Below are 23,540 nucleotides of genomic sequence, written 5' to 3' on the forward strand. Positions count from 1 at the left end.
TGTAAGTTCCACTAATAATTGCAATTTTAAGTAGTAAATTTTAGTAAAACTTTTATTTTTCAGAGGGTTGTCCCTTAGAGGCAAAACCCTCTGAGAAATAAAAAAAGAGAAAAAACTATAAAAGTCTTTTCTCTTTCAAAATAAATGCTTTTCTTTGTAAATGACAATGAAAGAATATAAGCATTTAAATTTGGTGCAAAGGTCGGTAATTTCTGCTTTAAAAGCAAGCGGAATCAAACAAAAAGATATTGCTCTTTATGCAGAGTGTAATCCCTCTACCGTCAGTCGAGAGCTGTCAAGAAACAAAACAAAGACAGGAAAATACAGTCCAAAAGTAGCTCAAGAAATCTCAGAAGAGCGTAAAGAACGTTTTAGGAAAGAACGTAAATTTACTAAAGAAATGAAAGTTTTTGTTATTAAGCATATCACTGAAGAACAAGTGGTCTGTTGAGCAAATTGTAGGGTATTGTAAAAAAAATAGAATACCAATGGTTGGAAAAACAACTATCTATAATTTCATTCACCAAGACAAAGAAAACGGAGGCGAACTATACAAACACACTCGTCATCAGCTTAAGCATAGAAGTAGAGCATTGTACACTTGTAAAAAGAAAGTAGAAGATAAAAAGTCTATTGAAGAACGTCCTGAGGTTATAAGTCAGAAAACAGAGTTTGGACACTGGGAAATAGATTTAATTGTAGGAGCAGGAAATAAAGGAGCGATACTTACATTGGTTGAAATGACTACTAAAATGTTATTTATGAGAAAGTTAAAAGAAGGAAAGAAAGCTAAATCATTAGCAGATGAACTTATAGATATGACCTTGCCTTACAAAAACTATATAAAGACAATTACTGCTGACAATGGTAATGAATTTTCTGACTTTAAGCGAGTTGAAAAGAAATTGAACCTACAATTTTTCTTTGCTCATCCTTATAGTTCTTGGGAGCGAGGTCTTAGTGAACACACTAATGGTCTTGTACGGCAATACATACCAAAAAACATTGATTTTAAAAATATTACAGATAAAGAAATTAAAGAATATCAATATAAAATTAATAATAGACCAAGAAAAGTATTAGATTTTGAAAAACCTAAAGATTTATTCTATCAGAAAGTAATCTGAAAAATTGCACTTGATGGTGGAATGGGCGGTGTATAAGAAATAATCAAAAAACTTGTTTTGTATAAAATAATGTTTTATCTTTGCCATCGAATATAATATAAAACTGACCTCTTCACTATCATTATTATTAACTTTTAATTCGCTGACATATGAATATAATATTCAACTCAAAAGTATTAAAAAAACTGAATAAACTTTTCTTTAAAGTTTTGTTTGTGTACTTGCTATTTTTCTTTGGTATGAGTTATGCTCAACGAGAAGATTTTAAGACTTTGATAGAGAAGGCCACAAAGGGTGATATGGAAGCTCAAGTGCGTTTGGCAACTAATTATGAAAAAGGTATTGGAGTACCTCAGTCTTTTCCTAAAGCTGTTGCTTGGTATGAAAAAGCAGCAGAACAGGGTGATGTAAAATCACAGACGAAATTAGGACTTTGTTATTACTATCGGAAAGGAGTTGTACAGTCTTATGAAAAAGCAGCTTATTGGTTTCAAAAAGCAGCTGAACAGGGGTATGCTGAGGCTCAATCGAAATTAGGTGTGTGCTATCACAAAGGGCAAGGAGTAAAACAATCGGATGAACAAGCTGTATTGTGGTTTCAGAAAGCAGCTGATCAAGATTTTGCAGAGGCACAGAGTTTTTTAGGATATTGTTACTACAAAGGTTTAGGAGTGGCACAATCGGATAGTGATGCGGTACTTTGGTATGAGAAAGCTGCTAATCAAGGTGATGTTGAGGCACAACGCAATTTAGGTTCTTATTATTTCAAGGGGCAGGGAATACCTCAGTCGTATACTAAGGCTATCTTTTGGTTTGAAAAAGCAGCTAACCAAGGAGACAAGGAAGCTCAAACTATTTTAGGATTTTGTTATTATGCCGGTACTGGTGTGGATAAATCACAAAAAAGGGCTATTTACTGGTTTGAGAAGGGATGTAGGAATAATAGTCCTAAAGCTTGTGAGTATTTAAATGCTATTCAGCAGTAATAACTATAAAGTTAGTAATAAGAAAGATAAGGTAATTATAAAATTAGTGATATATGTTTAAGAATATCTTTCTTTTTGAAGGACGTATTAGGCGAACAGAGTTTGGACTATCTATTATTATAGATTATTTTGCTCTTATATTTTTGGGTGTAATAGATGCCGTAGTAACTCTAGGAATAGTGATAAAGTTTTTATTCTTTACATTATTGTTTTGGTTTATTTTAGCTCAATCAGTGAAACGTTCACACGACTTGGGGCAAAGCGGCTGGTATGTGCTTTTACCTTTCTATAATCCTTTCTTTTTACTTTTTTCAGAAGGTGTATTGGGAAAAAATGAATACGGAGAAGATCCTAAAAAGAGAGTAAATTTTTTCAATGCATCAACCTTTTCTTCATCTATTTTACAACCGCCCTTAGTTAGAGCATATCAACCCATAGCTAAACATACTTCTGAGGATAGTACTTCTCATAGGTATGATTTTATAGTTACAAAAGATGATACTATTCTGAAGAAATGGCTTGATACTGAGGTAGAGTCTATCAATATGCTTGCTGACCCAATACTTAATAAAGTGAGTTTTATAGGAAGAGATGTATTTTATGGTTGCAATAAGCTCATTTATATTATTTTTCCAGAACATCTTAACTTTATTAGTGATTTTGCTCTTGACGATTGTGAGCATTTGCGTTCAGTGACTTTCCCCAGTGAATGTTTACATATAGGTAATTGTATTTTTGGTAAGAATTGTCCAGAAAGTATAACACTTGAGACTAAAGAACCTCCTATGTTGGATGGTTATTTGGCATATAATGATGAGAAATTGAAAGCTATTTATGTGCCTATTGAATTTGTAGAAAAATATAGGATAGCTAGAGCTTGGGATAAATATGCAGATATTATTCAAGGACATTAATCAAACAACAATAAAGATTATGAAACGAGTTTTATTATATTTATGTATATTTTACTTTTGGGAAGTAAACGCACAAAAGACAAGAGAGATTTATAAGGACTTAGATTCATTATATTTGTTAATTCAAACAGAGTATGATTTAATTACCAAAGATTATGAAGAACACATTGCTGAGTTCGACTTCAATAGAGTGATGAGAATAAGAGAACAAATAGCTTATTATCTCTCTCATATTGATAAAAGAGCAGATTTAAGTAATATAAAATTATTGAGTGATTCATTGAAATCATATCCTGATACTGAAGAAATATTTTTAAGTATTCGCTCTCAAAAAGCAAAACAACATCAGTTAACTACTTTGAAGCAGGCTTTTGACGCATTACAATTTGAAAAGGTATTAAACTTAGTAGCAATATATAGTGAAAATGGTTATATACCTTCTTATGAATTGGCGTATTATAAGGTTATGTCAGAATATAGATTGTTTTTAAAATCTTCTAATAATAAGCAAGAGAAAGAAGCACTAATACAACATTTGACTACTTATCAAAAGGAACATTCGGGTAAGAGTAAAATCTATGACCGAGTGATAGATGATACTATAAAGAATGTGAAAAGAAGAAGATAACCTTCTACTCTTAAATTTTACATTCCTAAATAACGAGTTACTTTGTTACTACGGCGAGTAGAGAATCTGATTTGTTTTATGTAAGTAAGTTTAAAATTCGCAGTATTGATACCCAGTAAATCAACATCTTTAAAGTACAAATTCTTGTTGTTGTAAAGAATTGAAAAGGCAAGTGACCAGTCTTTTTGTGTATAAGACAACGAAGTATTAAGCCTAAAGTTTACGTACTGATTAAACTTCATTTTGCTTAGTGGATTAACTTCACCTCCAAAATAGAATCCCATACCCGCTAAAGCTGTAAAGCTGAGTCGTGGTAATATTTCAATACCTCCCGAAACGCCTCCACTGAAGCCTCCTTGTATATGTCTAAAAGTATCCTCATCAAGTGAAATAGCAGGAATTGCTACTTTGTGATAATAGATTCCAGCTCCTGCGTACCAACTGAAAGTAGGTCGCAAAGGGTCTCCATCAGGGTTGAAAATATTCTTTACTGAAAAGTTTTTCAAGTTGAAGAAATATAACATTTCAGAACCTATTTGTTGTATACGAGTATCTGCCAATATCTGAATATTATTCTTGCCTTCTTCATAGTAAAAACCCTTATAACTTTGATAATAGAAATCAAGTAAAATCTTTTGACTTACAAATGAATGTAACTGAAAATCAAAATATCTTGTTTTCCCGTATTTACTCTCATTGCGCAAAGGGGCAACGCTCTGAGCATAATCGAGGTTAATATAAGTATTGTGGATACCAAATCCTAACCCAACCGTAAGTGGGTAGTTAGGCAATAACGACTTATTTTTCAAAGCAGGATTTAATGGTTCATCTTCTATATCTATTGATAGATAATTGATACTTAAAGAAGGTTTTATCCACATTTTATAGTAATGCTTCTTAGTGGAAGTGGTATCTTGTGCCCATAAAGTAGTGATTGATAAGAAAAATAATATTATGTATTTCATTTTGTTAGATATTTAGATTTTAAGAACTAGGAGTTAAATGTTTAGGTATTATTAGAAATACTTTGTCAAAGTCGTAAGACTTTGCAAAGTATATACTGCATTTAGTAGCCTAAAATCTTTAGCATTTCGTCAGCTTTTTGTTGCTCCATAAAGAGACGAGAGGTTAGGTTCCCATTTTTATCTTTATCAATAAGTACTATTTTAGGTTGTGGAATCAAACAGTGTTGTAAGCCTCCTACTCCTCCAATACTATCCTGATAAGCCCCTGTGTTGAAGAAACCTATATACAATGGCTTATTTTTGTTGTACTTGGGCAAATAGATAGCGTTCATATTCTGTTCGCTGTTGTAATAATCGTCACCATCACAAGTGAGTCCACCGAGCAGTACGCGTTCGTATTCATCGTTCCAGCGGTTAATAGGCAATAGTACGAAACGCTTGTTGATAGCCCAAGAGTCAGGTAAGGTAGTAATGAAAGAGGAGTTTATCATATCCCATTTTTCACGGTCGTTTTGCTGCTTTTGATACATTATCTCATAAATAGCCCCCCCAGCTTCGCCTACTGTAAAACTACCAAATTCAGTAAAGATATTTGGTACAGGCACTTTTTCTTGGTCACAAGTGATTTTTATCTGACGGATAATCTCGTCTACCATATAAGCATAATCGAATTCAAAAGCCAACGAGCTCTTGATAGGAAAACCACCACCTATATTAAGGCTGTCGAGTTCAGGCGCAACCTTTTTGAGTTGGATATACACACGCAAACACTTGAGGAGCTCATTCCAATAGTAGGCATTGTCTTTAATCCCCGTATTGATAAAAAAGTGCAACATTTTGAGTTGTACTTTAGGGTTGTCCTTAATCTCACGGTTGTAGAAAGGAACAATGTTTTTATAACCAATTCCTAAACGACTGGTATAAAATTCTGAACGAGGGTCTTCTTCAGAAGCAATACGAATACCTATACTGTATGAACCTTTTATTTTTTCTTCAAATAAATTAATTTCCTCATAGTTATCAATGATAGGAATACAGTTGTGGTAGCCACGATTGATAAGGTCAGCAATGCCATCGATATAAGCATCGCGCTTGAAACCGTTGCATAGAATGTGAGTCTCTTTACTAATAAGTCCGTCATTGATAAGATTATTGATGATATTGATATCAAAAGCTGAAGAGGTTTCCATATGAATATCGTTCTTCAATGCTTCTACCATTACGTGTTTGAAATGCGAACTTTTAGTGCAATAACAATAGTTGTATGCTCCTTTGTACTTGTGCTTCTTGATAGCCTTTTCAAACCATCTTTTGGCGCGCTGAATATTCTCGGATATTTTTGGGAGATACATAAATTTAAGCGGTGCTCCATACTTGCGAACGAGCTCCATTAAATCGATATTGTGAAAGCGAAGTTCATCGCCATCTAAAGTAAATTCGTCTTGTGGGAAGTAATAGGTTTGGTCAATTAGGTCGATATATTTATTTTTCATTTGTACAGTGTAATTTAAATAATGAGTAAATTTTTAGTAAAAAATATTCAGATAACATCTTGGCTATCTATTCATATTACCTAATTACACCTGATTCAAATACGAAGCGGTGAAAGGCTCTTAGCCTTAAACTTAATTTGCAAGGAATGAGTACGTGCAGAGTGAAAATAACTTAAAAATAAGATGTTCATTTTCAGCAACCAAAGGTTTTTAGTAATTAAATTATTTTATAGTTCGGTGATAGTGTATCATTACTTATCAGAATGCAAAAGTAATTATTATTTTTAAATTACAATATATTATATAAAAAACTTTGCCAAAAATAAATACATATCTTTGGCAAAGTTTGTAAAAAGTAGTTTTATGAGAATTATTTTACCAAATCTACTATCTCATTTACTATTTGCAATTCTTCATTAGTAGGGATGATAAGTATCTTCACGCGGCTATCAGCAGCTTGTATCTCTACGGGTTTAGTAGGATGATTGAGCTCTTCGTTTTTCTTCTCATCGAGCTTGATACCAAAGAAATCCATATTCTTACAAGCAAATGAACGTGTAAGAGCATCGTTTTCTCCCAAACCTGCGGTAAATACAATGCTATCCAGCCCATTAAGTGCTGCTGTATAAGCGCCTATAAACTTCTGAATGCGATAGCCGTACATCTCGTAGCAAAGGGCTGCGTTGGCATCACCTGAACGATATAGAGCTGCTACATCACGAGCATCAGAGTGTCCTGTAAGTCCAAGCATACCACTCTTCTTGTTAAAGAGTGTTTTCACTTCCTCATAGCTCATACCTAATTCCTGCCCCAAAAAGAAAACTACTGAGGCATCTATCTGCCCAGTACGCGTTCCCATAATGAGTCCATCGAGTGGTGTAAGTCCCATTGAAGTGTCTACACATTGTCCTTTTTCGTTTACAGCAGCCATACTCGCCCCATTACCCAAGTGAATGGTAATGTTCTTGATATGTTGATTATTAAGGTGTTTACGAGCCTGTGCATCTACATACTTATGACTAGTGCCGTGGAATCCATAAGCGCGTAATCCGTATTTTTCATAGTATTCATTAGGAATTGCATAGCGGAAGGCTTTAGCAGGCATTGTTTGGTGGAAAGCAGTGTCAAAAACGGCTACGTGAGTAGCTTTATTAAAGAGTTTTTGTGCTACGCGTATCCCTTCTAAATGTCCTGGGTTGTGCAAAGGCGATAGAGGAATAAGACGTTTGATTTCGGCTACTACCTCATCAGTAATTACAGTAGGTTGTACAAACTTCTCACCTCCGTGTACTACGCGGTGTCCTACCCCTTTAATATCGCTAGGGTTGTGGATAACGCCTACTTCGGGGTCTGTAAGAAGTTCAGCTACCAAATTCATACCCACTTCGTGAGTAGGAATAGGTTGTTCTTTCTTCACTTCTATCTCTTTGCCATTTTTTACAGCCACATATTTCACGTAGCTACCGTCAATATTGATGCGGTCTACAATTCCTTTTACTTTCGATTCTCCTGTTTTAGAGTCGATAAGCTGATATTTGAGAGATGAACTCCCTGAATTAATGATTAATATTTCCATTTTAGTCTTTTGTTATTAGTCGTTAGTTTTCCCCTCCTTTGGAGAGGGGGTAGGGAGGATACTAAAACTCTGATTGTATCGCAGTGATAAGTACAGTGTTGTAAATATCAGGGATAAGAGCCCCACGACTGAGGTCGTTTACGGGTTTCTTTAATCCTTGTAGCATAGGCCCTATGGCTAAACCGCCTGTTTCGCGTTGCACCGCCTTATAAGTGTTATTACCGGTGTTAAGGTCGGGGAAAATAAGCACATTAGCTTGTCCTGCCACAGGTGAATTTGGCATCTTTTGTTTCCCTACTTTTGGGTCTACCGCAGCGTCATATTGTATAGGTCCTTCTACGAGTAATTCGGGGCGACGCTCTTTTACGAGCGCTGTTGCTTCACGCACTTTGTCTACATCGGCACCACTACCTGAGTCTCCTGAAGAGTAGGAGAGAAGTGCTACCTTAGGTTCAATACCAAAAGCAATAGCTGAGTCGGCAGAGCTAATAGCGATATCGGCTAATTGTTCAGCAGTAGGGTTAGGCACTACGGCGCAGTCACCATATACTAGTACGCGGTCGTGCAAGAGCATAAAGAATACTGATGATACCGTGTTTACCCCTGGTTTGGTCTTTACAAATTGCAAAGACGGACGGATAGTGTGAGCAGTAGTATTTACAGCCCCTGATACCATACCATCAGCATCGCCTAAGAATACCATCATTGTACCGAAATAAGACGAATCAAGCATTAAGTCTTTAGCTTGCGAAAGCTCCAATCCTTTGCTCTTGCGCAATTCGTATAGTTTTTCGGCATACGCCTCATATTTATCACTCTCGGCAGGATTGATAATACTGATACGTTCTTCGTTCCATTTCAAGCCCAAAATGTTCTTAGCTCGTGTTTTAATCGCTTCGGGTTCTCCCAAGATAGTGAGGTAAACGAGTTCGTCCTCTGCCAATTGAGAAGCCGCAGTAAGAATACGGTCGTCAGTACCTTCTGGTAACACAATGCGTTTTTGTCCTGCACGTGCTTTTTGTACCATATTGTATTGAAACATACGAGGGGTAATAGTTTCCGATTTGAAAGAGGCTATACTGCTGTTGAGTTTCTCAGCATCTACATTTTCATCAAATAGTTGAAGAAGCATTTTTACCTTTTCAGTATTTTCAGGATAGATGCTTGATTTTGTATTCCCAATGATATTAGCAGTTTCAAAAGTATCTGTTTTAGCTATCATTATAGGAATGTTCTTTTGGATACCATCTAAAATCTTACTCATTGAAGGGTCTGGGGTTAAGTCGCCGTATAGTACTACCCCTTTGATATTAGAGAAATTGGAATAGTTAGCCACCAAAGAACCTGCTATGAGGTCAATACGGTCAGTAGGGAGCACAGCCAAAGTATCTTCGTTTAGTTTGGCTAAATAGTTAGAAAGTTGCATAGCTCCCACAATGGTACGTTTGGTGGTAACGTCTATATTATCGCCTTTGTAAAGGAATTCAACGTTGAGAGCATTGGCTATCTCGCGGATAGTAGGGCGTGAAAGCTCTTCTTTGCGCGGAATCAAAGTGAAGGTTATATCTTTAAAACGTTGTTCTAATTTGCTGAGCGTATCAGCAGTGGCATTAGTAGCCTTGTTTACAAATACGCTAAGTACGCGCAAATCTTTTTCCAAGAAGTTGTTAAGATCTGCCTGTACTTGGTTCACCAATTCATCTTCTGATGAAAAGTTGTCTTTAAGCACTATCAAAGCAGGAATGTTGAGGCTTTGTGCTACCGAAGCGTTGAAGTTTGGGTCGAAATAGCTATCGTCTATAGTACTTGAACTATCCACTAAAACAAAGTCGAATTTGCTTTCTAAGGCTTTGTATTTTTTGATGATAGTGTCGTATACTTCCCCTATATTGCCTTCGTTTTTAAGAGCGATAACCTCCTGACGTGTGTAAGCATAGGCTTCATCGTAACTCATATCGAGCTGAAAGTGCTCCAAGACAGTCTCGATGAAAGTGTCTTTTTTAGATTTACTTTCTACAATAGGTCTAAAATAACCTACCTTAGCAGTGTTGCGCATAATCATTTGCAACACACCCAAACTCACCACCGACTTACCGCTGTGTGCATTGGTAGCGATGATATAAACAGATTTATTCATTTTTTTATTTACTTTTTAGTGTTTATATATTAAGTTGCAAAGGTAACAATATAATTTAAGAAAGCAACATAAAAAAGATATTTTTATTTTTAATACCTCAATAATCAATATCTATTCTTCTTTATACTCCTTGCCGTTATATTTCAAGAATACAGTTTTAGTGCTTTTTTCCACTACTTTATCATCGCAATTTTTATCTGTAGCTTTTTTAATAAAAGTCTGTTTATCCTTAATGTTGAAATAGCCATTTGTTTTTTTACTATCCATTATAAACATAGAATTACGCTCATCTGACCAACTTCCTTCACAGTTATAGTTCCATTCCCCGTTATATGTACTTAATTGATATTGATGCAGTATTTTTTTAAGAGAGGTATTTTCTGGTAAAAACAAACTAAATGTTTCTTCAGAATAAGGATTTACTTTGCTACCATTTTTATAGAAAGCCCGAATGCCAAAAGCACGTATTTCTTCGGTAAGTATAAACTTAGCCGTATCAATAGAAAGCTCCTGTAATTCAACAGCATCCGAATAATACTCATCAATTCCCTTATACGACTGTGTTATTCGTTTTTGTAAGAAGTCATACACCACTACATAAAGGTCAAATGTTGCCTCGTTTTCGTCGTTCCCTTTTCTTATAGGAAATACCATTACCAATTTATGAGTGTCGTAAGGCAATACCTTTTCGGTATACAAGTCTTTATCAATCTTGTTTTTAGGAATTCCCAAAGTCTTGATAACTTGATTGTAAGCTTGTGCGTTCTCTTGAGTTTTTACCACATAAGAGCAAAATAATAAAGTAAAGATAAAAAGTAGTCGTTTCATCGTTCTTATAAGAATATCAGTTGAAAGTACAAAGATAAGGAATTTTTTAATAATCAATCAAACAAGAAAGTTTCTGTACCTCACATCTCTTTATTTGGCTCTCTCTCGTTCGTGTATCTTAGCTCGTTGCTTCTTTGTTTTTCTTTCGTTTTATTGCCCTCAAAATTACCTTTTTTGTTCACTCTTAACTTCTTATTATCAACTATTTACATACCATTTCTATACCAATCGTCCAAGATTCGTATAAGCTCCCTATAAGCTCCCTATAAGCTAAGTATAAGATTTTTTCAAACAAAAGTACATTTCCTTGTTATTTATAATTTCGTTTTCTTTTCTTATTTCTTATGCCTAATTTTGCCCTATACTATTAAGCTCGTTTTCATCATTATAATATTTTTGTGCGTGATAATTTGTCAGTAAATTTAAATGTATTATCTTTGCACCAACAATTTAGATTTTAAAGTAAAGAAATGAGTAAAGGACCTATTTCTCAATTTATCGAGAAAAACTTTTTACACTTTAATGCAGCAGCTTTAGTTGATGCTGCCAAAGGATATGAAACCCATATCACTGAAGGCGGAAAAATGCTCGTAGCACTTGCTGGAGCAATGAGTACGGCAGAATTAGGCATTTCGCTTGCCGAGATGATTCGCGCAGGAAAAATAGATATTATCTCTTGTACAGGGGCAAACCTCGAAGAAGATGTGATGAATCTTGTAGCGCACTCTCATTACAAGCGTGTTCCTCATTATCGCGACCTCACTCCTGAGCAAGAAAGAGAACTCCTCGACGGTCATTACAACCGTGTAACCGACACTTGTATTCCTGAGGAAGAAGCTTTCCGTCGTTTACAAAAACACTTAGAAGACGTATGGCACGCAGCCGAAAGTAAAGGTGAACGCTATTTCCCTCACGAATATCTATATCAAGTAGTGAAATCGGGGGTATTGGAGCAATATTATGAAATCGACCCTAAAAACTCTTGGATATTGGCAGCAGCCGAAAAGAACTTGCCTATCGTATGTCCAGGTTGGGAAGATTCAACTACCGGTAACATCTTCGCCGCCAATGTAATCAAAGGAAACTTGAAAGCCTCTACTGTGAAAACAGGTATCGAGTATATGATTTATCTCACCGAATGGTATCGTGCCAATTCAGCGGGTAAAGGCGTAGGTTTCTTCCAAATAGGAGGCGGTATTGCTGGTGATTTCCCTATCTGCGTGGTACCTATGATGTATCAAGATTTGGAATGGGAAGGCGTACCTTTCTGGTCGTATTTCTGTCAGATTTCCGATTCTACCACCAGCTACGGTTCTTATTCAGGAGCAGTACCTAATGAGAAGATTACTTGGGGTAAATTAGATATTGATACCCCTAAATTTATAGTAGAATCCGATGCTACCATTGTAGCACCTCTTATTTTTGCTTATCTTTTAGGTAAGTAATTTCAACTAAAAGGTAAAAGGGAACAAGTGCCACTATACTTGTTCCCTTTTACCTTTTACTCACATATCCAGCTATGAGCCCTCGCTGGCTTTACCTTTTACCTTTCACCTTTTACCTTTTATCTTATATAAAACCCTTCTTTCCCTTGTTCTCTTCTTATGAAAATATAGCCTTGGGAGTAGACGTCTATATACACCGTAACCCTTTCATTAGCAGTAAGAGCTTGCCATAGAGAGGCTTTTTCTTTTTGGTAAATATTGTTGATGATAAGAATACTATCGTTGTGCATATAATTTAAATAAATACTTAAATTTTCTTTGGGGTAATTGATAAAAAGCAAGTCGTATGTAACAGAAGGTTGCAACTGAAAGCTAATGTTACAGGTTTCTTTTATAGCAGTTATACTATTTAGCATATCTTCATCAGTGAAAATAGTTTTTACCTCTAAATAACGAATAATCTTCAATAATAACACCAATTGTCTTTTGGATAGGGTAGGAGGAAAACCCCTGATTTCTTGACGATTTACTAATTGTTTATTGTACAAGCAACGAGTTATAAAGTTGTAGACAAAAGGTGAGTGCACCCCGTGCTCATTGGTAGATTTTAAAAGGAATTTTAAATAACTCTTAAATTGCATCTTTTCTTTTCTTCAAACAAACACGGCAAAGGTAGAGAAAATTAGTAAATTGGCAAATTTTATTTGTGGGTATAAAATATTATTTGTACATTTGCAGGCTATGAGAGAAATTCTTGTTAAATATTTACCTGATAACGCAGTAACACCTTGTTTTGAACTGATAAAAGTAAACAACATCTATTTGAGAATTGTAAACGAACGAAAAACAAGGCACGGCGACTATCGGCAACTTCCTAATGGGCAACATCTCATCACAATGAATGCTACTGCTAATAAGTATCGTTTCTTGATAACTTTTATTCACGAAGTGGCTCATCTGGTAGCTTTTGAACGCTTTGGACGGCTTATCAAACCTCACGGTAACGAATGGAAATACACTTTCCAACAACTGATGAAACCTTTTATCATCCCTGAGATATTTCCTCAGCAATTATTAGGAGTATTACAACGGCACTTTGTCAACCCTATGTCCAGTAGTGATGTAGACCCCGCATTGACAATCGCCCTAAAACAGTTTGATATCAATGAAAATATGAGCTTTATTTATGAGATTCCTTTAGGTAGTACGTTTCGTATCAAAGACGGACGCGTATTTCGCAAAGGACAACGCCGTGTGAAATGTTATGATTGTGTGGAACTCGGCTCAGGTAAGAAGTATATCTTTCAACCTCACGCCGAAGTAGAGCTCATAAAGGCTTAAAATCTTGAATTAAAATATTACAAATATATGGTGAACAATTATTATGCAGTGATTATGGCAGGAGGCATAGGTTCGCGCTTTTGGCCTGTAAGTACAACTGAATATCCTAAACAATTCCACGATATGCTCGGTACTGGGCAAACGCTTTTACAGCGCACTTATTCTCGCTTGCAGAAGTTTATTCCGCAAGAGAATATTCTTATTCTTACTAACGAACGTTACAAAGAGATTGTAGAGGAACAAATTCCTAATATATTGCCTAAAAACTTGGTATTAGAGCCCTGTATGCGCAATACAGCTCCGTGTATACTCTATGCCGCAATGAAAGTGAATAAACGCAACCCCAATGGCGTGATGATAGTAGCCCCCAGCGATGCGTGGATTGAAGACGAAAAAGCTTTTATGCACAATGTGATTACTTGTTTTAATGCTGCGCAGAAAGCTGACAATATCCTCACTTTGGGTATAGTACCTACTTTCCCTAACACTGGTTATGGTTACATTCAGTATGACAAAGACGATAATACTAATATCAAAAAAGTAAATCAGTTTCGTGAAAAACCTGATTACGATACCGCCAAAGAGTTTTTAAAACAAGGTAATTTTTTGTGGAATGCGGGTATCTTTATATGGAGTACACAAACGGTACTTACCGCTTATAAAACCTATCAACCGGAGATGTATGAACTCTTTGAGAAAGGTAAAGCTACTTATAATACTGAAAACGAAGTCGATTTTATAGCCAAAGCCTATCCGAAAGCCGAAAATATATCGGTAGATTACGCTATTTTAGAGCCATCTACTAACATTTATGTACTGCCCGCTAATTTCGATTGGAACGACTTAGGTTCTTGGGGCTCTCTACACGACAAGACCCCTAAGGATAGTGCCCAAAATGCCGTAATTAATGCAAGAGTATTACTCAAAGATGCCGAAAACAATATTATCCGCACCGAAGGTGATAAATGTGTGGTAATAGACGGGCTCAAGAACTACATAGTGGTAGATAGAGACGATGTATTGTTGATTTATCCCAAAGCAAAAGAGCAAAACATTAAAGAGATAGTAAACGAAGTAAAGAATAAATGGGGATTACATTAAAGAAGTTACTCACCGAGAAGGGATACACCTCTGTTCCTCTTGAATTTACGCTTACCAAACACTTTGTTCTACAAGCTAAAATCAATGGAGTAGAAGGACGTTTTATTTTGGATACGGGGGCTTCTAACACCTGTGTAGGAGTAGAGTGGATAACTTATTTTAATCTGCAAGCCGAAGCCTCCGAAATAAAAGCAGCAGGAGCAGGAGCAAGTGGTATGGAAACACAAGTTGCCGCAAAAAATCACTTAGAGATAGGAGGAATGAGTATGCACAAACTTCCTTTAGTGCTTTTTGATTTAACTCACGTAAACGAAGCATTAGCAGAGTTTCAAACACCCCCTGTTCACGGTATTATAGGAGCTGAGGTACTTCAAAAGAGAAAAGCTGTGATAGATTATGCAAAGAAAAGGTTGTATCTCTATTGGGCTTCTAAATAGCAAAATGTATTACCTCTTGTTGTAGGTTCATATTTTTTTCGTACATTTGCAAAAACATTTATACTTGATGAGTAAAAAGACACTTTATTTTGCCTTTGTGATAGGGCTATTTGCAATAGCTTGCAATGATGGTAATTTGGAAGTAGATACCATTTCATTTGAAAATTCTGATGTGCTATCTTGTACGACCAATGATACTACGGCTACTTTTTTATTCAAATATAGTCAAAAGCAAGCACTTATTCTTAATTTACCTGCTAATATTTTAGAAAATAAAGAAAAGACTGTTTCAGGCACTATACCCACTAATTTTAAACTTTATTACCGTACTTTCAGCGATGCGGTAACTACCAATTATTTTTGTAATGCTTATCCTCCTGCTACCCCTAATGTTACTTCGCAAATTGAAGCGACAGGAGGTACTGTTACAATTGTCTCACGTCCCATTTATAATGAAACAACAGGCGCTTTGTTGCGTTATGACCATCAAATAAGCATCACTGATTTGGTACTTGTGAATGGAGAAGATAATAAGATAGTAGATTCTAATTTTGTTTTTGGGACTTATCAAACTAACAAACAGTAGAAATGAACCACTTTATAGTATCAGCACGTAAATATCGTCCACAATCATTTCGCGATGTAGTAGGACAGCAAGCTATTACTAATACCCTACTCAATGCTATTGAAAATAATCACTTGGCACAGGCACTCCTCTTCACTGGTCCTCGTGGAGTAGGGAAAACTACTTGTGCCCGTATTTTAGCGAAAAAGATAAATGAACAAACTTCTGGGGTAGAAGATGAAAACGATTTTGCTTTTAACGTCTTTGAGTTAGATGCTGCCTCTAATAACAGTGTAGATGATATTCGCAAACTAATTGAACAAGTGCGTATTCCGCCTCAAGTAGGCAAATATAAAGTGTATATCATCGATGAGGTGCATATGCTGTCTACAGCGGCTTTTAATGCTTTTCTCAAAACATTAGAAGAACCTCCTAAACACGCTATCTTTATCTTAGCAACTACTGAAAAACATAAGATTATTCCTACCATATTGTCACGTTGCCAGATATTCGATTTCAAACGTATTACTATCAATGATATTCGAGAATACCTAAAATATATTGCACAACAACAAGGAATTGAAGCAGAAGATGAAGCTTTGCAAATCATAGCACAAAAAGCCGACGGTGCAATGCGTGATGCCCTTTCTATCTTCGACCGTGTGGTGAGCTTTTCAGGAGAAAAAATAACACGACAAGCTACTTCCGAAATACTGAATGTGTTAGACTATGAGGTCTATTTTAAAGTAACTGATCTTATTTTAGACAATAAACTCCCTGAACTATTGATCGTATTTAATGATAGTATTGCACAAGGTTTTGACGGTAATCATTTCATTGCAGGCTTGGCAAGTCATTTTCGTGATTTAATGGTATGCAAGAATCCTACAACCATTTCCTTAATGGAAGTAGGGGAGGAGACCCAGAAGAAATATGCTGAGCAGAGCGTTCGTGCTACTGTACCTTTTTTAATGGAAGCTATTGCTATTGCCAATGACTGCGACCTAAAATATCGCACCAGCAAAAATCAGCGTTTGTTAGTGGAGGTTGCCCTAATGCAACTCGCCTCTCTGACCTATGAGGGGGATAAAAAAAAAATGATGGACGCTTCATAATTCCTGCTTATGTATTTAATGGGCAAAGTCATATAACAGAAATACAGCTCAACTCACAAACACCTATCGTTGCCCCTCCTATAAATTATACAAATACTACGACAGCTACGCTTAATCCTAATATACCTATTATTAGTAAAACGGAACGTACAGAGGCTGTTTCTAATTTTTCAATTAAAAGTGTACATCTAAAAACAGAACATCAAAGGAATTTCAAAGAGGTGGTAATAGATCCTAATACGCTACCTCGTGAGAGTTTTTCAGAAGAGACTTTTAATCAGTTTTGGGAACGCTATATAGATGAATTACTTGCTAAGGGCGAACGCATACAGGCTTCTATTCTTAAAATTGCAATATTAAGGTTAGAAGGAACTACTATTCATTTGGAAGTATCAAGTAATACAGCCAAAAATGATATTGTTCAGATGGAGTATAAACTCTTAAATTATTTGCACAAATCTTTGCAGAATTATGATCTTACTATTGAGATAAGTGTAAATGAAGAAATAGCTAAAAAAATAGTGGTAACTCCCGAAGATAAATACGAGAAATTATTAGAGGAAAATCCTATGTTACAAGAGTTTAGAAGAGCTTTTGAATTAAATTTAAAAGGATAGTAATACAGTATTTTTAAAACTCAGCGCTACATAATTTATAGTTGGTAGTGTTTTTTATTTTCTAATTCTTTTGTTTTTTTCAATATAATGCCTAATTTTGCCGAAAATAATCTTAATAAGAAGTTTTGTCTATGGTTAGATAAGTATAGACAAGGTACGTTAAACAGTTGAATATTAATAAAATTAATAAAATATGAAAGTACTTAATGAACGACAATCAAAGATTTTAGAGAGCTTAGAAACTAAAAAGTACGTCAGTGTAAATGAATTGAGTGATAAGCTTAAAGTTTCGGTAGTTACTATACGTAAAGACCTTAATCTCTTGGAACAGGAAGGCTATTTGCATCGTACTCATGGTGGAGCTAGTAAACAAATGCGCTATGTGTTTGAGCAAACAATAACTGAGAAAGAAACTCAAAATGTAGAAGAAAAAACGCGTATTATTACTAAAGCGTTGGACTTTATTAAAGAAAATGAGTTTATCATACTTTCATCAGGAACTACAGCTAATCTTTTAGCTCAAAAAATTTATGGCATACGCAACCTTACAGTACTCACTCCTTCCCTTAGAGTAGCTTTAGAGGTCTGCAAAAATCCTAGTGTAAATACCATTCACTTAGGAGGAGAAGTTCGTAAAAACTCCACCTCCACTATTGGCGTACTTGCTGAAGAAACTCTTAGTAACTTCTCTTGTACTACTTTATTCTTAGGAGTTGAAGGTATTGACCTTGATTATGGATTGAGTTCTACCAATGTAGGAGAAGCTCATCTAAATCGGAAGATGATGGAACGTGTAGACAAAACTATTGTTTTAGCCGACTCCTCTAAGATTCACAAACGAGGCTTTGGTTTTATCTGTTATGTAGAGAAAATAGATATGCTTATCACTGATGCAGGTGCTGACCCTGAGTTTGTAGAAGAACTTGAAAAACGCGGTGTAGAAGTAATTATTTGTTAATTATTAAAATGATTGACACATATAAGAATGATAACTATATATCACAATCCTAAATGCTCCAAATCACGTTGTGGTTTGGAGCTTTTAAAAGATTTGGGGAAAGAATATCAGATAGTAGATTATCTTAAAAAAGGTATTTCTAAAGAAGAACTAAAAAATCTCCTCGCTAAGTTACAGATGTCTCCTATTGAATTAGTGCGTACTAAAGAAAATATTTGGAAAGAGCAGTTCAAAGGAAAAACGCTTACTGATGATGAAGTCATAGAGGCAATGATACAATATCCTCAACTCATTGAGCGACCTATCGTAATAGTTGGTGACAAAGCTTTGATAGGGCGACCTACTGAAAGAATAAAAGAAATTATATAATTCGAAGTAAGAGAATAATGTGGCTTACGCTATAGAAATCTTCTAAAAGGAATTAGTAGGTTATTAGAAACTTTTCTAAAGAAAATAAGACGAAACATATTATAGTGTTTATATGTTTATCATTTCTGAATGTATGTAAGAATCTTCTACTTCATCAACAAGAATAGTGTACTTTTCAAATAGAGATGTTGTAAACTTTAAAAGTATTATACTTCTATCGAAGAGTTCTTTTATATCAAGAAGATTGATAGTTTCTTTATAATCAAAAGAATTGTTGTTATTTCTATCAACAGGGTATCTAAAACTATCCGAGCTTTTATCCAATGAATGAAAAATATTAGTTAGTTTTTCAACATCTTTACAATACATTTCAACATCCTTTATATCTTCTTTATCAATTTCTATTCCATAATTTGTTTTGAAAACTCTTATAGTTTCTCTAACGTGTAGTTTAAAATCGTTAAAAAGACCTTCCAAATGATGTCCCGCTTTTTTCGTAGAATTATCTTTCTGAGAATATTTAGAAAAATAACGAATATTACTTTTGAACCCTAATTCCAAACAATGTCTTGCTATAAATAGAATAGGATAAGCTAAGTGGTCAACATGAAAACCTGTCTTATGAACTTCTTTAATTAATACCTCAAAAGCATTTGAGTAAGATTCTAAATACCCTCCAAAACTTAAATATGTTCCAATATAAGCATTGAATTGTGCTCGAGTTCGATTGTTATCTGGTATACTATTATTCATATTTTTGTTTTTAACAAGACAAAAGTACAATATTTTTCATTTACCGAAAAACACCTTACTTAATTTCTCTTTCTTCATTACTCTTACTCATCTCTATAAGATAGAACAAGTATAGGATAAGTGTATGATGTAATTGACTGTCAAGTCTCTCGACTATTTACTCAAATACATCTTCCTTCTTGTATAAATATCGTAGAAAGCATCGTCCTTGAGGCTATCTATAAACAAGATGCTTTCGCCGGTAGATTTCATTTCAGGTCCGAGTTTCTTATCTACATTCGGAAATTTGTTAAACGAGAACACAGGTTGCTTAATAGCAAAGCCCTCTAAGTGCGGATTGAAATGGAAGTCAGTGAGTTTCTTCTTGCCAAGCATTACCTTGGTGGCGTAGTTTACATACGGCTCTTGGTAAGCTTTGGAGATAAACGGTACCGTACGCGAAGCGCGTGGGTTTGCCTCAATGATATACACTACATCGTCTTTTACAGCAAATTGGACATTGATAAGCCCTACCGTGTTCAGTGCTAAGGCTATTTTATGTGTATGGTCTTTTATTTGTTGGAGTACAAACTCACCCAAGTTGAACGGAGGTAAAGTAGCGTTACTATCGCCTGAGTGAATACCACAAGGCTCTATATGCTCCATAATACCAATGATATACACATTCTCGCCATCGCATATCGCATCGGCTTCAGCTTCTATGGCGCCGTCTAAATAGTGGTCGAGTAGGAGTTTGTTGTTAGGTATCTTGCGCAAGAGGTCTACCACGTGAGCTTCCAATTCTTCTTTGTTGATGACAATCTTCATACCCTGTCCGCCCAATACATACGAAGGACGTACCAATAGCGGGAAATCCAATTCATCAGAGAGTTTTAGCGCCTCATCGGCTGTTTCGGCTACCCCAAAGCGTGGATAAGGAATGTTATTCTCTTTCAGCAGGGTTGAAAAACTACCTCTATCTTCTGCTAAATCCAGCGACTGGAAGCTAGTACCTATAATTTTAATACCGTATTTGTCTAATTTCTCAGCCAATTTGAGTGCTGTTTGTCCGCCGAGCTGTACGATGACTCCCTCTGGTTTTTCGTGCTGAATAATATCATAGATATACTCCCAGAACACAGGTTCAAAATACAGTTTATCAGCTGTATCAAAGTCTGTGGAAACAGTCTCAGGGTTACAGTTTATCATTATAGTTTCATAACCACATTCTTTAGCCGCTAATACCCCGTGTACACAGCAGTAGTCGAACTCAATACCTTGCCCTATGCGATTAGGTCCTGAACCGAGAACTACCACCTTTTTGCGGTCGGTTACTATACTGTCGTTGGCTACATATTCCTTGCCGTCAGCGGTACGGATAGGCGCCTCAAAAGTAGAATAATAATAAGGAGTTTGTGCTTTGAACTCGGCAGCACAAGTGTCTACTAATTTGAATACACGGCGTATATTGAGTTCTTCGCGTTTTTTATGCACCTCACTTTCCCAACAGCCCACCATATAAGCAATTTGTCGGTCGGCAAATCCTTTTTGTTTGGCTTCAAAGAGGAGTTCTTTAGGTAGGGTATTTATTTTGTAACGGGATATTTCTTTTTCGAGCGAACATAGTTCTTCGTATTGTTTGAGGAACCACATATCTATCTTGGTAATTTCGTGTATACGGCTTAGCGGAATACCCATTTGTACCGCATCGTATATCACGAATACCCTATCCCAGCTCGGGTAGGTTAGTTTCTCAATAATCTGTTCGTAATTTTTATAGCCTTTGCCGTCAGCTCCCAAACCATTACGTTTAATTTCAAGCGACTGAGTAGCTTTCTGCAATGCCTCTTGGAAAGAACGTCCTATACCCATTACCTCTCCTACCGACTTCATTTGCAAGCCAATAGTGCGGTCAGAGCCTTCAAACTTGTCAAAGTTCCAACGCGGTATTTTCACAATCACATAATCTAACGTAGGCTCAAAGAAAGCTGAGGTAGATTTGGTGATTTGGTTTTGCAGTTCATCTAAATGATAGCCAATAGCCAACTTGGTGGCTATCTTAGCAATAGGATAACCTGTAGCCTTAGAAGCCAAAGCCGAAGAGCGCGATACACGTGGGTTAATTTCAATAGCGATAATATCTTCCTTTTCATCAGGAGACACGGCAAACTGCACATTGCAACCACCCGCAAAATCGCCTATACTGCGCATCATCTTAATAGCCATATCGCGCATACGTTGGAAAGTGCGGTCAGATAGAGTCATCGCAGGGGCTACCGTAATAGAATCTCCAGTGTGGATACCCATAGGGTCCATATTTTCAATAGTACAGATAATGGCTACATTGTCGTTCTTGTCGCGCAAAAGCTCAAGTTCATACTCCTTCCAGCCTAAAAGAGCCTTATCGATAAGCACCTCGTGGATAGGCGAGGCTTCCAAACCGCGATTAAGGAGCATATCAAAATCTTCTTTTTTATAGACGATAGAAGCTCCGGTGCCGCCCAAAGTAAAAGACGGACGTATTACGAGTGGAAAACCAAAGCGTTGCGCGATTTCTTTTCCTTTAAGGAAAGAAGTAGCCGTTTCAGACGGCGCCATAGGGATACCAATTTCATCGAGCAACACGCGGAACTTTTCGCGGTCTTCAGTGATTTGTATTGCATCAATATCTACCCCTATGATTTCTACCCCAAAGTCTTTCCAGATGCCTTTTTCGTCAGCCTCAATACAGAGGTTGAGTGCTGTTTGTCCGCCCATAGTAGGGAGTACAGCATCTATTTCGGGGTGTGCTTTTAGAATTTCCACTAATGATTTAGTGGTGAGAGGTTTCAGATAGACCATATCCGCCATAGAGGGGTCTGTCATAATCGTAGCAGGGTTAGAGTTAATAAGTATGGTTTTGATACCGTCTTCGCGCAAAGAGCGCAATGATTGTGAGCCTGAGTAGTCAAACTCGCAGGCTTGCCCAATGATGATAGGTCCTGATCCAATCAACAGAACACAATGTAGGTCGTTTCTTTTTGGCATTTTTATATAGATATTGCTGTATTTTATTAAAAAAATAGCTACATTTTTCAAAAGAAAAATATAGCTATTGTACTATTAGAAAAGAATATAGTACTGCTTAAAGGGATACAAGGGAGGGCTTGTGGCGTGATATTCATTTAACAATTAATAATTAAAAAGAGCGAAAAACGGGTCTCGAACCCGCGACCTCAACCTTGGGAAGGTTGCGCTCTACCAACTGAGCTATTTTCGCTTATCTTGTTTTAGTAAATTTGCAACTGATTGGTTTTTCATTTACGGGGGCAAAGGTACAAATTATTTTAAGAAAAGCAAAAAATAGGAGAGAAGAGAATAACAAAAAGGAAACCCTGCTAAGCTATGATGGAATTAATGTTAAATCAAGTGAAGCTATTGTCACTCTCATATATTTCATTTGTTAGGTGTATTTAGGTGTAGAAAGAATTTAGTATAATAAAGTTATTTCTTTAAGAGAAAAAGTCTTTATAACCCCTTGTTCCGTTTCTACAATTAATTTTCCAGAAGGTTCCACACCTCTTATAATGCCTGAAAAGTTCTTTTCTTGGCAAGAACGGAAAACGGATACTCTATTTAGTTGGAATAGGTACTTCTGGTAAATAGTATAAATGCTTTCGAAAGACTGTTGAGGAAGTGTAGAAAGGTTTGATTTTAATTCAGAAAAGATTAGTTTCATCACTTGTTCTACTTGAAAATCTTTGCCAGTTAAAATTTTTAAAGAAGAGGCTTTAGGTAAGCCATCGAAACTTGTTTGGTTAAGATTGAGCCCAATACCAATTACACATTTCTCAATTTTAGTTTTTTGAATAATATTTTCTATTAATATTCCGCCTATTTTGTAACGTTGAGAAAGGATATCATTAGGCCATTTAATATTTATATTAGGAATGTTTAATTTCTCTAATACTTTCATTATTGCAATAGGTACAAGCATATTGAGCAAAAAAGCATCTTTTAAATCTAAATGCTCAGGAAGAAATAAAACACTAAAAGTAAGATTCTGATAGGGTGCACTTGTCCATTTTGTTCCGTATTGTCCTACACCTGCAGTTTGCTGAGGTGTCCAGACCACTAAAAAATTAGGAAGAGAATCCTGAATATGTATTAAATTTTTTAAGTACTGATTAGTAGAATCAATGCTTTTTAAGGTAATGATGTTCATAA

General features: G+C 35.9%; 23 protein-coding genes and 1 tRNA gene. 14 read left to right on the forward strand and 10 right to left on the reverse strand.

The features are described from left to right. Positions 1–166 precede the first annotated feature (166 nt). From ACSQ7D_RS10180 to ACSQ7D_RS10200, 5 genes are all read left to right on the forward strand, one after another. Positions 167–451 (forward strand): helix-turn-helix domain-containing protein, encoded by a 285-nt coding sequence (locus ACSQ7D_RS10180; protein WP_264854363.1) that lies wholly within the window; start codon positions 167–169, stop codon positions 449–451. Then, positions 411–1,127 carry an IS30 family transposase gene (locus tag ACSQ7D_RS10185; RefSeq protein ID WP_437136181.1) on the forward strand — a complete coding sequence of 239 codons (717 nt, stop codon included), beginning with the start codon at positions 411–413 and terminating at the stop codon, positions 1,125–1,127. Before ACSQ7D_RS10180 ends, ACSQ7D_RS10185 begins: the two co-directional genes overlap by 41 nt. Before the next feature lie 149 nt (positions 1,128–1,276). After that, on the forward strand, positions 1,277–2,113 hold the full coding sequence (locus ACSQ7D_RS10190) for a tetratricopeptide repeat protein (protein WP_009410936.1): 837 nt from the start codon (positions 1,277–1,279) through the stop codon (positions 2,111–2,113). A 53-nt stretch (positions 2,114–2,166) separates the two neighbouring features. After that, a complete protein-coding gene (locus tag ACSQ7D_RS10195) occupies positions 2,167–3,027 on the forward strand; it encodes a DUF805 domain-containing protein (protein WP_308765987.1) in 861 nt (286 codons plus the stop codon). Continuing rightward, positions 3,002–3,655: a hypothetical protein gene (locus ACSQ7D_RS10200; protein WP_437136182.1), complete on the forward strand. Its 654-nt coding sequence runs from the start codon at positions 3,002–3,004 to the stop codon at positions 3,653–3,655. The genes ACSQ7D_RS10195 and ACSQ7D_RS10200 overlap by 26 nt, the downstream gene beginning before the upstream one ends. A gap of 17 nt (positions 3,656–3,672) precedes the next feature. On the opposite strand, the gene ACSQ7D_RS10205 is transcribed toward ACSQ7D_RS10200, so the two are convergent. The 5 genes from ACSQ7D_RS10205 to ACSQ7D_RS10225 all read right to left on the reverse strand — a co-directional run bounded on the left by ACSQ7D_RS10205 (position 3,673) and on the right by ACSQ7D_RS10225 (position 10,654). Continuing rightward, positions 3,673–4,620 carry a DUF4421 domain-containing protein gene (locus tag ACSQ7D_RS10205; protein ID WP_264854462.1) on the reverse strand — a complete coding sequence of 316 codons (948 nt, stop codon included), beginning with the start codon at positions 4,618–4,620 and terminating at the stop codon, positions 3,673–3,675. A gap of 101 nt (positions 4,621–4,721) precedes the next feature. Then, a complete protein-coding gene (locus ACSQ7D_RS10210; RefSeq protein WP_009422080.1) occupies positions 4,722–6,113 on the reverse strand; it encodes a decarboxylase in 1,392 nt (463 codons plus the stop codon). A 370-nt stretch (positions 6,114–6,483) separates the two neighbouring features. After that, entirely contained in the window at positions 6,484–7,689 is a 1,206-nt protein-coding gene (locus ACSQ7D_RS10215) for an acetate/propionate family kinase (protein ID WP_437136183.1), read from the reverse strand. A 61-nt stretch (positions 7,690–7,750) separates the two neighbouring features. Beyond that, the gene (gene pta / locus ACSQ7D_RS10220) at positions 7,751–9,826 is read right to left on the reverse strand and encodes a phosphate acetyltransferase (protein ID WP_009420287.1); all 2,076 of its coding nucleotides are present in this window, start codon (positions 9,824–9,826) and stop codon (positions 7,751–7,753) included. 111 nt (positions 9,827–9,937) lie between these two features. After that, positions 9,938–10,654, reverse strand: a complete 717-nt coding sequence (locus ACSQ7D_RS10225) for a hypothetical protein (protein WP_009420286.1) — start codon at positions 10,652–10,654, stop codon at positions 9,938–9,940. 470 nt (positions 10,655–11,124) lie between these two features. On the opposite strand from ACSQ7D_RS10225, the gene ACSQ7D_RS10230 reads away from it, so the two are divergent. Continuing rightward, positions 11,125–12,099: a deoxyhypusine synthase family protein gene (locus tag ACSQ7D_RS10230; RefSeq protein WP_002671829.1), complete on the forward strand. Its 975-nt coding sequence runs from the start codon at positions 11,125–11,127 to the stop codon at positions 12,097–12,099. A gap of 119 nt (positions 12,100–12,218) precedes the next feature. Here the strand turns inward: ACSQ7D_RS10230 and ACSQ7D_RS10235 are convergent, their stop codons facing one another. Beyond that, entirely contained in the window at positions 12,219–12,740 is a 522-nt protein-coding gene (locus ACSQ7D_RS10235; RefSeq protein WP_437136184.1) for a hypothetical protein, read from the reverse strand. A 100-nt stretch (positions 12,741–12,840) separates the two neighbouring features. Here ACSQ7D_RS10235 and ACSQ7D_RS10240 point away from each other — a divergent pair, with 100 nt between their 5' ends. The 8 genes from ACSQ7D_RS10240 to arsC all read left to right on the forward strand — a co-directional run bounded on the left by ACSQ7D_RS10240 (position 12,841) and on the right by arsC (position 18,602). After that, positions 12,841–13,440: a SprT-like domain-containing protein gene (locus tag ACSQ7D_RS10240; RefSeq protein WP_015782899.1), complete on the forward strand. Its 600-nt coding sequence runs from the start codon at positions 12,841–12,843 to the stop codon at positions 13,438–13,440. 27 nt (positions 13,441–13,467) lie between these two features. Then, positions 13,468–14,541 (forward strand): mannose-1-phosphate guanylyltransferase, encoded by a 1,074-nt coding sequence (locus ACSQ7D_RS10245; RefSeq protein WP_437136185.1) that lies wholly within the window; start codon positions 13,468–13,470, stop codon positions 14,539–14,541. Further along, positions 14,526–14,978, forward strand: a complete 453-nt coding sequence (locus ACSQ7D_RS10250; protein WP_264860570.1) for a retropepsin-like aspartic protease — start codon at positions 14,526–14,528, stop codon at positions 14,976–14,978. Before ACSQ7D_RS10245 ends, ACSQ7D_RS10250 begins: the two co-directional genes overlap by 16 nt. Before the next feature lie 67 nt (positions 14,979–15,045). Then, positions 15,046–15,564 (forward strand): hypothetical protein, encoded by a 519-nt coding sequence (locus ACSQ7D_RS10255; RefSeq protein WP_437136186.1) that lies wholly within the window; start codon positions 15,046–15,048, stop codon positions 15,562–15,564. Between the two features lie 2 nt (positions 15,565–15,566). Beyond that, a complete protein-coding gene (gene dnaX, locus ACSQ7D_RS10260; protein ID WP_437136187.1) occupies positions 15,567–16,658 on the forward strand; it encodes a DNA polymerase III subunit gamma/tau in 1,092 nt (363 codons plus the stop codon). A gap of 221 nt (positions 16,659–16,879) precedes the next feature. Continuing rightward, entirely contained in the window at positions 16,880–17,275 is a 396-nt protein-coding gene (locus ACSQ7D_RS10265; protein ID WP_009420280.1) for a hypothetical protein, read from the forward strand. A gap of 193 nt (positions 17,276–17,468) precedes the next feature. Beyond that, complete coding sequence (locus tag ACSQ7D_RS10270; RefSeq protein WP_002671857.1) at positions 17,469–18,233, forward strand: DeoR/GlpR family DNA-binding transcription regulator; 765 nt, start codon at positions 17,469–17,471, stop codon at positions 18,231–18,233. A gap of 27 nt (positions 18,234–18,260) precedes the next feature. After that, positions 18,261–18,602 carry an arsenate reductase (glutaredoxin) gene (gene arsC, locus ACSQ7D_RS10275; protein ID WP_437136188.1) on the forward strand — a complete coding sequence of 114 codons (342 nt, stop codon included), beginning with the start codon at positions 18,261–18,263 and terminating at the stop codon, positions 18,600–18,602. Between the two features lie 108 nt (positions 18,603–18,710). On the opposite strand, the gene ACSQ7D_RS10280 is transcribed toward arsC, so the two are convergent. The 4 genes from ACSQ7D_RS10280 to ACSQ7D_RS10295 all read right to left on the reverse strand — a co-directional run bounded on the left by ACSQ7D_RS10280 (position 18,711) and on the right by ACSQ7D_RS10295 (position 23,538). Then, positions 18,711–19,355, reverse strand: coding sequence for a hypothetical protein (locus ACSQ7D_RS10280; RefSeq protein ID WP_437136189.1), 645 nt, complete (start codon positions 19,353–19,355; stop codon positions 18,711–18,713). Positions 19,356–19,508: 153 nt separating this feature from the next. Then, positions 19,509–22,361, reverse strand: a complete 2,853-nt coding sequence (carB, locus tag ACSQ7D_RS10285; protein ID WP_437136190.1) for a carbamoyl-phosphate synthase large subunit — start codon at positions 22,359–22,361, stop codon at positions 19,509–19,511. Positions 22,362–22,520: 159 nt separating this feature from the next. Next, positions 22,521–22,593: transfer RNA gene (locus ACSQ7D_RS10290), tRNA-Gly, on the reverse strand. A gap of 210 nt (positions 22,594–22,803) precedes the next feature. Beyond that, a complete protein-coding gene (locus ACSQ7D_RS10295; RefSeq protein WP_437136191.1) occupies positions 22,804–23,538 on the reverse strand; it encodes a biotin--[acetyl-CoA-carboxylase] ligase in 735 nt (244 codons plus the stop codon). Positions 23,539–23,540: the final 2 nt, after the last annotated feature.

This window comes from Capnocytophaga sp. G1920 (assembly GCF_051417515.1).

What these genes read in the sequence shown, in the direction of transcription:
- ACSQ7D_RS10180 (WP_264854363.1), top strand. Translation starts at nt 167, where the DNA reads ATGAAAGAATATAAGCATTTAAATTTGGTGCAAAGGTCGGTAATTTCT.
- ACSQ7D_RS10190 (WP_009410936.1), top strand. Translation starts at nt 1,277, where the DNA reads ATGAATATAATATTCAACTCAAAAGTATTAAAAAAACTGAATAAACTT.
- ACSQ7D_RS10195 (WP_308765987.1), top strand. Translation starts at nt 2,167, where the DNA reads ATGTTTAAGAATATCTTTCTTTTTGAAGGACGTATTAGGCGAACAGAG.
- ACSQ7D_RS10200 (WP_437136182.1), top strand. Translation starts at nt 3,002, where the DNA reads ATGCAGATATTATTCAAGGACATTAATCAAACAACAATAAAGATTATG.
- ACSQ7D_RS10205 (WP_264854462.1), bottom strand. Translation starts at nt 4,620, where the DNA reads ATGAAATACATAATATTATTTTTCTTATCAATCACTACTTTATGGGCA.
- ACSQ7D_RS10210 (WP_009422080.1), bottom strand. Translation starts at nt 6,113, where the DNA reads ATGAAAAATAAATATATCGACCTAATTGACCAAACCTATTACTTCCCA.
- ACSQ7D_RS10215 (WP_437136183.1), bottom strand. Translation starts at nt 7,689, where the DNA reads ATGGAAATATTAATCATTAATTCAGGGAGTTCATCTCTCAAATATCAG.
- pta (WP_009420287.1), bottom strand. Translation starts at nt 9,826, where the DNA reads ATGAATAAATCTGTTTATATCATCGCTACCAATGCACACAGCGGTAAG.
- ACSQ7D_RS10225 (WP_009420286.1), bottom strand. Translation starts at nt 10,654, where the DNA reads ATGAAACGACTACTTTTTATCTTTACTTTATTATTTTGCTCTTATGTG.
- ACSQ7D_RS10230 (WP_002671829.1), top strand. Translation starts at nt 11,125, where the DNA reads ATGAGTAAAGGACCTATTTCTCAATTTATCGAGAAAAACTTTTTACAC.
- ACSQ7D_RS10235 (WP_437136184.1), bottom strand. Translation starts at nt 12,740, where the DNA reads ATGCAATTTAAGAGTTATTTAAAATTCCTTTTAAAATCTACCAATGAG.
- ACSQ7D_RS10240 (WP_015782899.1), top strand. Translation starts at nt 12,841, where the DNA reads ATGAGAGAAATTCTTGTTAAATATTTACCTGATAACGCAGTAACACCT.
- ACSQ7D_RS10245 (WP_437136185.1), top strand. Translation starts at nt 13,468, where the DNA reads ATGGTGAACAATTATTATGCAGTGATTATGGCAGGAGGCATAGGTTCG.
- ACSQ7D_RS10250 (WP_264860570.1), top strand. Translation starts at nt 14,526, where the DNA reads ATGGGGATTACATTAAAGAAGTTACTCACCGAGAAGGGATACACCTCT.
- ACSQ7D_RS10255 (WP_437136186.1), top strand. Translation starts at nt 15,046, where the DNA reads ATGAGTAAAAAGACACTTTATTTTGCCTTTGTGATAGGGCTATTTGCA.
- dnaX (WP_437136187.1), top strand. Translation starts at nt 15,567, where the DNA reads ATGAACCACTTTATAGTATCAGCACGTAAATATCGTCCACAATCATTT.
- ACSQ7D_RS10270 (WP_002671857.1), top strand. Translation starts at nt 17,469, where the DNA reads ATGAAAGTACTTAATGAACGACAATCAAAGATTTTAGAGAGCTTAGAA.
- arsC (WP_437136188.1), top strand. Translation starts at nt 18,261, where the DNA reads ATGATAACTATATATCACAATCCTAAATGCTCCAAATCACGTTGTGGT.
- ACSQ7D_RS10280 (WP_437136189.1), bottom strand. Translation starts at nt 19,355, where the DNA reads ATGAATAATAGTATACCAGATAACAATCGAACTCGAGCACAATTCAAT.
- carB (WP_437136190.1), bottom strand. Translation starts at nt 22,361, where the DNA reads ATGCCAAAAAGAAACGACCTACATTGTGTTCTGTTGATTGGATCAGGA.
- ACSQ7D_RS10295 (WP_437136191.1), bottom strand. Translation starts at nt 23,538, where the DNA reads ATGAACATCATTACCTTAAAAAGCATTGATTCTACTAATCAGTACTTA.